12 protein-coding genes and 1 tRNA gene are annotated in these 12156 nt (G+C 59.2%); 4 read left to right on the top strand and 9 right to left on the bottom strand.

Translation table 11 applies throughout. From position 1 onward, the window contains the following. Nucleotides 1–5 precede the first annotated feature (5 nt). The 3 genes from NXC24_RS16475 to NXC24_RS16465 form a co-directional block, all read right to left on the bottom strand. Entirely contained in the window at nt 6–3326 is a 3321-nt protein-coding gene (locus NXC24_RS16475; RefSeq protein WP_104824276.1) for a transglutaminase family protein, read from the bottom strand. A gap of 180 nt (nt 3327–3506) precedes the next feature. Continuing rightward, nucleotides 3507–4934, bottom strand: a complete 1428-nt coding sequence (locus NXC24_RS16470; protein WP_104824275.1) for a mannose-1-phosphate guanylyltransferase/mannose-6-phosphate isomerase — start codon at nt 4932–4934, stop codon at nt 3507–3509. A gap of 291 nt (nt 4935–5225) precedes the next feature. Then, a complete protein-coding gene (locus NXC24_RS16465) occupies nt 5226–6323 on the bottom strand; it encodes a DUF475 domain-containing protein (protein ID WP_104824274.1) in 1098 nt (365 codons plus the stop codon). 426 nt (nt 6324–6749) lie between these two features. On the opposite strand from NXC24_RS16465, the gene NXC24_RS16460 reads away from it, so the two are divergent. Beyond that, entirely contained in the window at nt 6750–6995 is a 246-nt protein-coding gene (locus NXC24_RS16460) for a hypothetical protein (protein ID WP_104824273.1), read from the top strand. Between the two features lie 60 nt (nt 6996–7055). Here NXC24_RS16460 and NXC24_RS16455 read toward each other — a convergent pair whose 3' ends face one another. Together NXC24_RS16455 and NXC24_RS16450 are read right to left on the bottom strand one after the other, a co-directional pair. Beyond that, on the bottom strand, nt 7056–7526 hold the full coding sequence (locus tag NXC24_RS16455) for a hypothetical protein (RefSeq protein ID WP_104824272.1): 471 nt from the start codon (nt 7524–7526) through the stop codon (nt 7056–7058). 91 nt (nt 7527–7617) lie between these two features. Beyond that, nucleotides 7618–7848, bottom strand: coding sequence for a hypothetical protein (locus NXC24_RS16450; protein WP_104824271.1), 231 nt, complete (start codon nt 7846–7848; stop codon nt 7618–7620). 217 nt (nt 7849–8065) lie between these two features. Here NXC24_RS16450 and NXC24_RS35715 point away from each other — a divergent pair, with 217 nt between their 5' ends. Then, complete coding sequence (locus tag NXC24_RS35715) at nt 8066–8374, top strand: hypothetical protein (protein WP_104825206.1); 309 nt, start codon at nt 8066–8068, stop codon at nt 8372–8374. A 96-nt stretch (nt 8375–8470) separates the two neighbouring features. Here the strand turns inward: NXC24_RS35715 and NXC24_RS16440 are convergent, their stop codons facing one another. From NXC24_RS16440 to cpdR1, 4 genes are all read right to left on the bottom strand, one after another. Then, nucleotides 8471–8686, bottom strand: coding sequence for a hypothetical protein (locus NXC24_RS16440; protein ID WP_104824270.1), 216 nt, complete (start codon nt 8684–8686; stop codon nt 8471–8473). Nucleotides 8687–8720: 34 nt separating this feature from the next. Then, nucleotides 8721–8936, bottom strand: coding sequence for a hypothetical protein (locus tag NXC24_RS16435; RefSeq protein WP_104824269.1), 216 nt, complete (start codon nt 8934–8936; stop codon nt 8721–8723). 192 nt (nt 8937–9128) lie between these two features. After that, nucleotides 9129–9203: transfer RNA gene (locus NXC24_RS16430), tRNA-Val, on the bottom strand. Nucleotides 9204–9287: 84 nt separating this feature from the next. Then, nucleotides 9288–9650, bottom strand: a complete 363-nt coding sequence (cpdR1, locus tag NXC24_RS16425) for a response regulator CpdR1 (RefSeq protein WP_004117561.1) — start codon at nt 9648–9650, stop codon at nt 9288–9290. A 288-nt stretch (nt 9651–9938) separates the two neighbouring features. Between cpdR1 and NXC24_RS16420 the strand changes: the two genes are divergently transcribed. After that, a complete protein-coding gene (locus NXC24_RS16420) occupies nt 9939–10823 on the top strand; it encodes an N-formylglutamate amidohydrolase (protein WP_104825205.1) in 885 nt (294 codons plus the stop codon). A gap of 551 nt (nt 10824–11374) precedes the next feature. Further along, on the top strand, nt 11375–12148 hold the full coding sequence (hisN, locus tag NXC24_RS16415) for a histidinol-phosphatase (RefSeq protein WP_104824268.1): 774 nt from the start codon (nt 11375–11377) through the stop codon (nt 12146–12148). The last annotated feature ends 8 nt before the right edge of the window (nt 12149–12156 follow it).

Below are 12156 nucleotides of genomic sequence, written 5' to 3'. Positions count from 1 at the left end.
CCGTTTCAAACTCCTATCGGCCGCCTCAGATCGAGCGTCAGCGGAAATTCTCCCGACACTGATTCTGTGCGCAGATTATAACCGCCCGCCGTATGTCCCCAAGGTTCGAATCGCGCCAAACGCCGCGCTTCGGCCTCATTGCCATTGACAGGGAAGGTGTCATAGTTCCGGCCGCCGGGATGGGCAACATGATAGATACAGCCGCCGATCGAACGCTTCGACCATGTATCATAAATGTCGAAGGTCAGAGGTGTATCGATCGGCAGAACCGGGTGCAGGCCCGAGGCCGGATGCCAGGCCTTATAACGGACGCCGGCGATGGAAACGCCCGAGGCGCCCGTGGGCGTCAGCGGCACGGCGCGGCCGTTGCAGGCGACGACATAACGCGAGGGATTGTTGGTTTCGAACCGCACCTGCAGCCGCTCCACCGACGAATCGACATAACGGACGGTGCCGCCGATCGCGCCTTCCTCACCCATGACATGCCAGGGCTCCAAGGCCTGGCGCAGTTCCAGCTTGCTGCCTTCGTATTCGACTTCGCCGCAGAAGGGGAAACGGAATTCGAGCTGCGCCTGGAACCATTCGGGACGAAGGTCGAAGCCGTTTTCCCGAAGATCCGTCAGCACATCGAGGAAATCCTGCCAGATATGATGCGGCAGCATGAAGCGGTCGTGCAGCGCGGTGCCCCAGCGGACGAACTTGCCGTCGATCGGATTGCGCCAGAAACGGGCGATGAGGGCGCGGACCAGCAATTGCTGGGCAAGGCTCATGCGGGCGTTCGGCGGCATTTCGAAGCCACGGAGTTCCACCAGGCCAAGGCGGCCGGTCGGTCCATCCGGGGAAAACAGCTTGTCGATGCAGATTTCCGAGCGGTGCGTGTTGCCGCTGACGTCGGTCAGAAGGTTGCGGAACAGGCGGTCGACGAGCCAGGGCAGCGGCGGGATGCCGCGACCGGGTGCCGGCACCTGCGCCAGCGCGATCTCCAGTTCGTAGAGGCTGTCGTGACGTGCCTCGTCGATGCGCGGCGCCTGGCTGGTTGGGCCGATGAACAGGCCGGAGAAGAGATAGGAGAGCGAGGGGTGGCGCTGCCAATGCAGCACCAGGCTCTTCAAAAGGTCCGGCCGGCGCAGGAACGGGCTGTCGTTCGGATTGGCGCCGCCGACGACGACGTGGTTGCCGCCGCCGGTGCCGGTGTGGCGGCCGTCGATCATGAATTTGTCGGTGCCGAGGCGCGTTTGCCGGGCCTCTTCATAGACCGCGGTGGTGATATCGACACATTCCTGCCAGCTCGAAGCCGGATGAATGTTGACTTCGATCACGCCGGGATCGGGAGCGACGCGGATCACGTTGATGCGCTCGTCCTGGGGTGGCGGATAGCCTTCGATGTGAACAGGCAGGTTCAGGGCCGCGGCCGCGCGTTCGGCGGAGGCGACGAGGTCGAGGTAATCCTCCACGCTGACCGTCGGCGGCATGAAGATGCAGAGGCGCCCGTCGCGCGGCTCGACCGAGATCGCGGTGCGGACATAGCCGCCGATCTCGTCGATCGATTGCGGCATGGTCGGCTGCTGGCCGGCAAAGGGCTGGAAATGGGCGGCTTGCAGCGGCCGGCCCTTGTCCTGACCGTAATCCGGCAGTGCCTCGCGCGGGATCGTCGGGTCCATCGGGTTGATGTAGGGATATTGCGATGCCGGTATCCAGTCGAGCGAATTCAGCGGCAGGCGATAGCCGACCGGGCTGTCGCCGGGCATGAGGAAGATGCGGCCGCGGCGGGTGCGCCATTTCTCACTGACCCAGCGACGACCGCTGGCGCGCGCATTCCAGGCCTGTACCGGCAGAATATAGCCCGTCGGTCGCGTCAGCCCGCGCTCGAAGACGCGGGCCATGCGTGAGCGTTCCTCCGGATCCTTCAGCTTCGAGTTGGACGGGTCGACATTGTCGGGCAGGTTCGCTTCCTTGACCAGCCATTCGGCCGGGTCTTCGAAAGCCGGCGCCACGTAGTCGGGCTCGATATCGAGCTCGCCGGCGATCGCCGTCAGGAGGCGACCGGCATCGTCCTCGGTAACGCTGTAGTTGCGGCCCTCGTTGGCGATCAGGTCGGGGTTCGACCAGATCGGCAGGCCGTCGCGCCGCCAGTAGAGCGAGAAGGTCCAGCGCGGCAGGCTTTCGCCAGGATACCATTTGCCCTGGCCGTAATGCAGAAAGCCATTCGGTGCGAAGTGTTCGCGCAGGCGTCGGATCAGATTATCGGCCTTTTCGCGCTTGGTCGGGCCGACCGCGGCTGTGTTCCATTCATCGGACTGGAAGTCGTCGATCGAGACGAAGGTCGGCTCGCCGCCCATGGTCAGGCGCACGTCGTCTTGCCTGAGGATGGTGTCGACCTTTTCGCCGAGCGCGTTCAGAGCTTCCCAGCTTTCATCGGAGAAGGGCTTGGTGATGCGCGGATGCTCGGCAACGCGGGCAACCGTCATGTCGAAATCGAATTCGGTCTTGGCCTCACCGAAATAACCGCCGGAGATCGGTGCCGCGTTGCGGTAATGCGGTGTGGCGGCGAGCGGAATATGGCTCTCGCCGGTCAGCAGGCCTGAGGTCGGGTCGAGACCCACCCAGCCGGCGCCGGGAAGATAGACCTCCGCCCAGGCATGCAGGTCGGTAAAGTCGTGTTCCGTACCCGAGGGCCCATCGAGCGCCTTCAGATCCGGCGTGAGCTGAATGAGATAGCCGGAAACGAAGCGTGCGGCGAGGCCGAGATGGCGGAGAATCTGGACGAGCAGCCAGCTCGTATCGCGACAGGAGCCCTTTGCCTTTTCCAGCGTCTCTTCCGGCGTTTGTACGCCGGTTTCCAGGCGGATGACGTAGCCGATTTCATGCTGCAGCCGCGCATTGAGGCCGACGATCATGTCGACGGTGCGCTGTTCGGAGCGGTCGAGGGTTGAAAGGAAAGCGGCAAGGCGCGGCCCCGGCTCCTCCGGCTTCATGTAGATCGACAGATCTTCGCTGATAGTCTCGGGATAGTCGAAAGGCCACTTAGTCGCTTCCTCTTCGACGAAGAAGTCGAAGGGATTGTAGACCGTCATATCGGCAACGAGATCGACCTCGATCTTCAACTCGGTCACCGGATCGGGAAAGACGAAGCGGGCGAGATAATTGCCGTAGGGGTCCTGCTGCAAATTCACGAAATGATTTGATGGCGTCACCTTCAGCGAATGACTGAGGACGCGTGTCTTGGAATGCGGAGCGGGTTTCAGGCGAATGATTTGAGGGCCGAGGCGGACCGGGTTGTCGTATTTATAATGGGTGAGATGATAAATGCTTGCTTTGATCGCCATATTTTCTCTTTGCCTAGCTCGCAACGTTGTGCGGCATTTGCTGTTCCCACCGGCAGTGTGTGCAATGCAGCGGAAGAATGCAAGGCGTCTCGGCAGTCAATCAGGGCCGTTCCATAGGGTGTCAAAAATAAAAGCGGCGGGCTTTCGCCCACCGCTTTGAAATCGATGCCGTCGAAAACCTCAGCTTCTGCCGAATTCATCGACCAGGCGGATGATGTCGTCTTCGCCGAGATAGGAGCCCGTCTGAACTTCGATCAATTCCAGCAGGATCTTGCCGGGGTTGGAAAGGCGGTGCACTTCGCCGAGCGGGATATAGACCGACTCGTTTTCGCGCAGCATCTGCACGTGCTCGCCGACCGTCACCTCCGCCGTGCCCTTGACGACGATCCAGTGTTCCGAACGGTGATGATGTTTCTGCAGCGACAGCTTCTTGCCGGGCAGAACGAAGATGCGCTTCACCTGGAAACGTTCGCCGTTCAGCACCGAGGTATAACCGCCCCAGGGGCGATAGGACGTCGGATGGGTCTCGGTGAGCTTGGCCGTCGTCTTCTGGCTGGCGAGCAGCTTCACCAGCTTGCCGACTTCCTGGCTGTCCTTGAGATGGCCGACATAGACGGCGTCTTCGCTGGCGATGACGGCGACGTCTTCCATCCCCTGCACGGCGAGATGGACACCATGCGTCATGACGAGCGAATTCTTGGTGTTGATCAGCGTCGTGTCGCCGGCAGCCACGTTGCCGTTATCGTCGCGCTTGCCGGTCTTCCAGACCGAATCCCAGCTTCCGAGATCCGACCAGGTGAAGGGCGAGGGAACGACGGCGGCATTCTCCGTCTTTTCCATCAGTGCATAGTCAATGGAAATATCGGGGCTTTTGACGAAGGCTTCTGCGTCGAGGCGGGTGAAATCGAGGTCGCGCGTCGACTTGGCAATAGCCTTGGCGGCGGCCTTTTCGACTTCCGGTGCGTATTCGTGCATCTCGGCGAGAAGCTGGCCGGCGGAGAACATGAACATGCCGGAATTCCAGTAGAACCCGCCGCTGGCGACCATCGCCTCCGCCTTTTCCAGGGCAGGCTTTTCGACGAAACGCTTGACGGCATGCGCACCGGTCGAAAGCTCCTTGCCGCTCTCGATATAGCCGTAGCCGGTCGCCGGCTCGGTCGGTGTAATGCCGAAGGTCACGAGCTTGCCTTCCAGCGCCGTATCGCGGGCAGTTCGAACGCAATCGAAATAGGTGCCGTTGGCGTCGATCTCGTAATCGGAGCCGAGGACGTGCATCGTGGCGTCCTGGCCGAAAAGTTCGCTGACGAGCGTGGCGGCGGCGGCAACGGCGGCAGCCGTGTTGCGGGCAACCGGCTCCAGCAGGACGGCAGCCAGCTTCAGCCCGAGTTCACGCGCCTGTTCGGCAACGAGGAAGCGAAATTCTTCGTTGGTGAGGACGATCGGGGCTTCGTAAAGTTCGGGATCGGAGACGCGCGTCAACGTGCTCTGAAAGAGCGTCTTGTCGCCGATGAACTGGATGAACTGCTTTGGCGCAGAGGCACGCGACAGCGGCCATAACCGTGTTCCCTTGCCGCCGGCCATGATCACTGGGACGATTTTGGCTGCCATATCTGCCTCTCTCCTACACACTTTACTGAAGAACGCTTCGCGGACATCTGCAATATATGCGATCGCCACCTGCGTCCCTTGAACAATTGGCTTTCGCCATTGCGATATTTTTCAGGAAAACACCAGCGCGAATTTACCATCAACTCCGAACATTCCCCGATCTTAGTGAGGAAATTCTAACAATCAAAGTTATGCTTCGGTTGAGAGACCAGATACGTGTTGTGGGATTTTCCGCCGAAAGATGTAGGCGTTGCCGCGATTTCTATGCGGCAACGCCAGGGAATCATCTTGTCAGGCCTTGGCTCTGTCGCGGGGCTCTTCATCGGCCGGATCATGCGTGGTGCCGTTGCGCTTGTTGTAGCGGATCGACGACCAGAGCGAGACGCCGATCAAAGCCGCGCCGCCAAGGCCAGTGACGACCTCGGGAATATGCATAAGCGTTTGCACATACATGATCACCGAGAGAATCAGGATGGCGTAGAAGGCGCCATGCTCGAGGTAACGATAGTGGGCGAGCGTACCCTTTTCTACAAGCATGACCGTCATCGAGCGAACATACATGGCGCCGATACCGAGGCCGATAGCGATGATGAAGAGGTTTTGGGTGAGTGCGAAAGCGCCGATGACACCGTCGAATGAGAAGCTGGCGTCGAGGATTTCCAGATAGAGGAATGCTCCGAAGCCACCCCTGGCGGCAGCGCTCATCGTCTTTTGCGAGGCATCCAGAAAGCCACTGAGGACCTCGACCAGAAGGAAGGTCAGGAGACCGTAGACGGAGGCATAGAGGAATGTGGTCGCATCCTCGCCACCGAGCAGGGAGGAAAAGACTAGGACGAGGATCAGCACGAAGGCGATTTCGATGCCCTTGATGGTGGCGAAATGCGCCATCGCCTTCTCGACAAAGGCGATCCAGTGCACATCCTTCTCGCGATCGAAGAAATAGGTGAGGCCGACCATCATCAGGAAGGTGCCGCCGAAAGCGGCGATGGGCAGATGCGCGTCATGCATGATCGCGGCATATTGCTCCGGTTCGGCAGCCGCGAGCTTCAGCGCCTCCCAGGGATTGATATGGGCGGCGATGGCGACGATCGCCAGCGGAAAGACGATTCGCATGCCGAAAACGGCGATGACGATGCCCCAGGTCAAAAAGCGGTGCTGCCAGACCGGCGTCATCTCTTTCAGCTTGTTGGCATTGACGATGGCGTTGTCGAACGAGAGCGATATCTCCAGCACGGCCAGCACCAGGCAGATGAAAAAGGCCGTTGCCAGGCCGCCGAAGGTGCCGGTCATGTTCCAGCCGAGCACTCCGCCCAGGATGAGACCTGCGATGGTGACGATGAAGGCCCAGCCGAAATAGCCGAGCATGGATTTGGAGGAAGAGGACGTCATGGGCGTACCTCCTCAAAAGCGGAAAAAATGTATCCGGACGCGAGGCATAGTCGCATGCCAGAGACGGCATGCCTGCGAGGCATGGTCAGTGTATTCATGAAAAGAAATCCGCCGGCTCATCTGCAGGCGGTACCGACATCGCGAGAGCGCCGTTAAAACTCTCGCCAGAGGGGCCCGGCACCAAAGTTCAATCCGCAGCCGATGTCAGAAGGCGCGGAGATACCACCATTAGTTAGTGAAATTGCGGTTCCCGTCAAGAGGCGCGGCGGATCGACGCTGCCGCATTCCCCAGGATAGAAATTTCCGGAACCAAACGGGAAAGAGGAGCGTTTGGGCTTGAGGCGGGCAGGGCGATGTCCGTTGCAGGACTGATCCCAGAAGCGGATTGATTGTCGGATAGAGAGCAGCGGACAAGGAGGACCTCTCATGAGCCCCCATCCTATTCATCATAGACCGAAAGAAGCAAAGCCGGAGCCGAGCCGGCAGAAACGGACGCGTTCGAACGTCCTTCGTCAGGCGCAGGTATTGCCGCCGCACAATGTCGATTTGACGCTGCAACCTGCAACGCATGAAGATGTTCATGTGCCGGCCCATGTCAGCGGCGCTGACCTGTCGCGGGAGGCACCTGGCGACGCCAATCACGGCGGGAAACACAAAGGCCGCTCAAAATAAAAGCTGGAAGCCGGATATTTTTTGAGGCTCCGGGTCTCATGGCCCGGGGCGCGGCTTTGCTTATTTGCCGTGCGGCGGTTTGCCGTTCGACAGGAAGCTGGCGGCAAAGCTCAGCTCGGTCGATTTCGCCGAACATTCGATGGCGACGGGTTTGCCCGAATACGGATTGGCGAAGGTGCAGGTGCCCTTGGCGCCGACCTGGCCGGTCATCTTGTTGCCGGCGCCCGTGGAGATGACTTCGATCGGCAATTGCGCGGTTCCCTTCGTCGCGCCGGGCTTGATACCGCGGCCGTTGCCCTGGAAGCCAAGCATCTTGCCGCCGGATGAAAAGATGAACGTCACCGAGCCATCCGGCCCCGTGACGCTGGCGATCTCACCCTTGCAGCCTTTCGAGGCATCGAGCTTGCCCACGACGAGCTTGGAACAGGTGCCGCTGACCACCACCGCGCCGGGCGCCGGAAAATTTTGTGCGGCGGCGTCAGCCGCAACGGTCATCACTGTCAGTCCAATAGCAAGGCCTGCGAATCGCATGAATGGGTCCTTTCGAAGCCCTCGCAGTTTGCCGATCGAAATGTGGCAGTCAATCCCGAAGCACTAATGTGCCGACGTAGGAAGGCGCCGGTCACTCCGGCACGAGCGTGCCGATCAGTTGCAGCAGTGCATTCTGCCGGTTGCCGCCGCCGGCCAGGAATTCATAGAGCGTCATCTTCTTTTCGCTGCCACCGTCGACGAGATAGTCGGACTGGCGGATGACGAAGACCTCGCCGCTGTCGGTGTCCCGGGCGAGGTGGAACAGATATTCGTCGCCGTTGGGCTTGTGGTTTTTATAGAACTGCTTCTTCACGATCGCCATTCTCGTCCTCCCGTACGATCAATGCTTTGGCGTGACAGTAGTGTGACAGCGCGACCGGAAGTCAAGCGATTTGCGGGTGAAACTTCTGCTTGCCTGCCCGACGGTGACGCGTTCAAGCGCCGAACATCAGCATGTGATTGGATATCAACGAAAAGACGATTATCCTCAACCCTCGCGATCGAGAATTCGATGCGCCATGAGCGAGAGGTCAAAGCAAATGAGAATGATGTTAGCGTTAGGGGCCATGTTAAGCCTCGCTTGCGTCTCTGCAGGCGAAGCACCCTCGAACTACCAGTCATACCAGGGCATTCGCGCCGATAGCGATCCCGTGCTTCTAGCGCGATATGACAGGGCTCTGCACTATTGTGAACCCGAAGCCTACTCCTGGTATCGGGGCTCCCCCGATCCCAACAGCAGCATGTACATCCTGGCATTGAGAAGTTGCTTGTATCGGCACAGCTTTATAGACCGCGGCGCCTACGCCTATCCGAACACGGCGGTATTCCAGCATTTCCTGGATCGCTAAACGGTCAAGACTTTTTCGCACGCGGAAGCGCCTTTCCCTCACCGGGAGGGCGCTTTTTTCATAGAGGCGTCTTTGCTTCTCGCGCTGCGATCGACCTCAGGCGCCCAAAATCGCATTAATCTCAGCGATCAGCGTCGCGTAAGTTTCGATATGCCGCTGGTATTCCGCCCTGATCTCGTCGGTTATTTCCTTCAGCGGCCCGTCACCTTCCTGACGGAAATGGCGTATGTCCTTATCCTCCAGCGAGCGAAGCTGCTCTTCATGCTCCTCGATTTTGCGCTCATAGTTGTTTCGAAGCTTGGTGAGATCCATTGCATCCTCCATAAGTCATGCTGATGCAGCTAAATCAATCGTGTCCGCGCCCGCGGTACTTCGTCGGAATGCCTGCCGTCTCATGGCATTGCGCCAGGGTTTCAAGCCATGCTGCCAAGCCTTCGGGCACTTCAGCGTTTCCAGCCTCCATCGCTTCCACCCAAGACAAGTCGCATTGCAGAGCGCTCGCCAGGTTGAGCGGCGTCCAGCGGATATGCAGAAGGCATTCGGTGAACCGGGCTGGGGTCATAGCAGACATCCATTCTATTCTGTTCAGAGGGTGACACGACCAATCAGCAAGTCAAGCGCTCTCCAAGGTCAAGCATAGCAGCGGAATGCGCGCTTCTGGTGGCAGAACTCTGAACGCTATTGAGGTGCGATGTACCTTGGGGCCTTTATGCGAAAAGGGCTCAGCGATTTCTCGCTAAGCCCTTGAAAAGGATGGTGGGCGTGACAAGGATCGAACTTGTGACCCCTACGATGTCAACGTAGTGCTCTCCCGCTGAGCTACACGCCCATCCGATGGCGGCGCATAGATCACAAAACCTTGGTAGCCGTCAATAGGCTTTTTTTCGGTTTTGTGACGTTGCCGCCGGAAGCCTTAGGCGGCAAGGAGTTTGTTGACTTCGTCGACCAGCTCGCGCAGGTGGAAAGGCTTGGAAAGTACCTTGGCATCCTTCGGCGCTTTCGAATCGGGGTTCAGCGCGACAGCGGCGAAGCCGGTGATGAACATCACCTTCAGATCCGGATCGAGCTCGGTGGCGCGGCGCGCCAGTTCGATGCCATCCATCTCCGGCATGACAATGTCGGTAAGCAGCAGCGAAAAGGGCTCCTCGCGCAGCCGGTCGTAGGCGCTTGCTCCATTGTCAAAGGACAAGACCTTGTAGCCGGCCTTTTCCAGCGCCTTCACAAGGAACCGACGCATGTCGTTGTCATCTTCGGCAAGGAGTATCTTCTGGGTCATCATCTGTTCGCTAATCAACTTCTGTCTTGTTGGACTTGTCCAGCGTCCAACTTAGTCGTTGGCCGTAAACAAGCGGTGAATGGTCGGGTCAGGACAAAGCCATTCGCGTTCGTCCGTTGCAGCATAATCGCCTCCCAAGACCGCTTCGCTGTCTTAAGGATCGTGCTTTCGGGCATTTCCGTAGCGGCCCTTTGTATAAGGCCATTTTGCTTAAGTTAGTATGGACTTGCGGGCGAGCAACTGGCAACATGGATGCTGCGACAAGTTGTTGACATGGTAAAGACGTTGATGTCCGCAGAAATGCGTAATTTCGAGATTTTTGAGGTATCGGAGCCCGTCTCTCAGACAATTCCCTTTGTCTACAGCTCGCCCCATAGCGGCCGCATCTATCCACCGGATTTTATCGCCCAGTCCCGCCTGCAGGGCATCGCCATTCGCCGCTCGGAAGATCATTATGTCGATGAGCTGTTTTCGGCGGCAAGCGCTCTCGGCGCGCCGCTGCTGCTCGCCAATTTCCCGCGCGCCTATATAGATGTCAACCGCGAGCCCTATGAGCTCGACCCGCGTATGTTCGACGGCGTGTTGCCGCCCTATGCCAACATCAATTCGCTGCGAGTCGCCGGCGGTCTCGGCACCATTCCGCGCATCGTTGCCGAAAACATGGAAATCTACGCCCGCCGGGTGCCGGTCGAGGATGCGCTGAGGCGCATCGATACGATCTACAAGCCTTACCATGCGACGCTGCGCCGGTTGATTGCCCGCACCCATGTCAAATTCGGCTTCGGCGTTCTGGTCGACTGCCATTCCATGCCGGGCAATATCCGCATCGCCGGCAGCAATGTGCGACCCGATTTCATCCTTGGCGACCGCTACGGAACGAGCGCCTCGGCGGACCTGTCGCGCGCCGCCATGCAGATTCTCGACGAGCTCGGCTTTAACGCCGTGCGCAACAAGCCCTATGCCGGCGGCTTCATCACCGAGCATTATGGCCGCCCCTCCCGTGGACTTCATGCCCTGCAGATCGAGGTTAACCGCTCACTCTACGTCGATGAAACGACGCTGGAGAAACGGTCGGATTTTGGTGCCGTCGCCGCAGCCATCACCCTGTTCATGAAGCGCATGGCCGAGCATGTGGAATCCTACGCAGGCGATCCGGCGCTGGCGGCGGAGTAGGGGGTATCTCGCCCCTTGCGGGCGAGAAAGCAAAATCAGCATTTAGCTTTAGCTAAGTGCTGATTTTGCAAGAGAGGGGGTAGGTCAGGGCGCGCTTAGTCTCTGAATAGAGTCAGCAAGAAACGGACCCCCGCTCTGGCAATTTCAATGGCTTAGAAATTGCGCTAGGCTGTTGAATATGCAGCGCGTCCGGTATCGCAATTCCTAAACCAATGAAATTGCTTTCTCGCCCGCCAAGGCTGAGATCGAGCGCATCTGCCGCGCCATTCCCATGAAACAAATAGGCCGGACAAAAAAGAACCGCGCTTGTGGCGCGGCTAAGTCTAGGGAGGAAACACCCAAGGAGGGTATTTACAGTCAGAAGACTGTAAGGGGATATTGCTGTTGCATTGCACAAATGTCAAGCAGATTATTGCGGTGCAAAATATTTAGGCAATCGCTGGATTTCTGCCTGATCTCCGGGCAATCCGCCTCTCGCAACGGCATTTGGTTTGCTTCGCCGCGTTTATGCGCTATGACTTCGCCCGTCCCGTCATTTATCCGGATCGACCATGCTTCCTGATCGTGCCTTCTTCTATCGTCTGGCCGAGGCGGCCAAGGCTGAGACCCTGCCGCGCTTTCGCGCCGGCGTCGACGTGGTTAACAAGGAGGCTCAGGGGTTCGACCCGGTAACCGAGGGCGACCGCGCCGCCGAAGTGGCGATTCGCACCTTGATCGAGGCGGAGTTTCCCGACCACGGCATCCTGGGCGAAGAGCACGGCGATGTCGGTCTGGATAGGGAACATGTCTGGGTGATCGATCCGATCGATGGTACCCGGGCCTTCATTTCCGGTGTGCCTGTCTGGGGGACGCTGATCGGCCTGCAGAAAAACGGACGCGCCGTCATGGGCATGATCGACCAGCCGTTTACGGGCGAGCGCTATTTCGCCGACGGCAACGGCTCGACCTATTCCGGCCCGGAAGGCGAAAGGCGGCTGCTGGTTCGTGATTGCGGCAGCCTGTCGAATGCCATTCTCTTCACCACTTCGCCGCATCTTTTCGTCGGCAAGGAGTTGGCAAAATATCGCGAGATTGAGAGCCAGGTGCGCCTGTTCCGCTACGGCACGGATTGCTATGCCTATGCGCTGCTCGCCGCCGGTCACGTCGATCTCGTCATCGAAAATTCGCTGAAGCCCTACGATGTCGGCGGCATTATCCCCGTCATCGAGCAGGCGGGCGGCATCATCACCACCTGGGACGGCGGTCGGCCGGAAAAGGGCGGCACGATCATCGCCGCCGGCAGCCGCGCGGTCTATGATCAGGCAATGGCGATCCTGTCGCGCTAGCTATACGT

It is taken from the genome of Rhizobium sp. NXC24, assembly GCF_002944315.1.
Taxonomy (GTDB): Bacteria; Pseudomonadota; Alphaproteobacteria; order Rhizobiales; family Rhizobiaceae; genus Rhizobium.
Note: the sequence above shows the minus strand (reverse complement) of the source record. Positions and strands in the feature narration are given on the sequence as shown.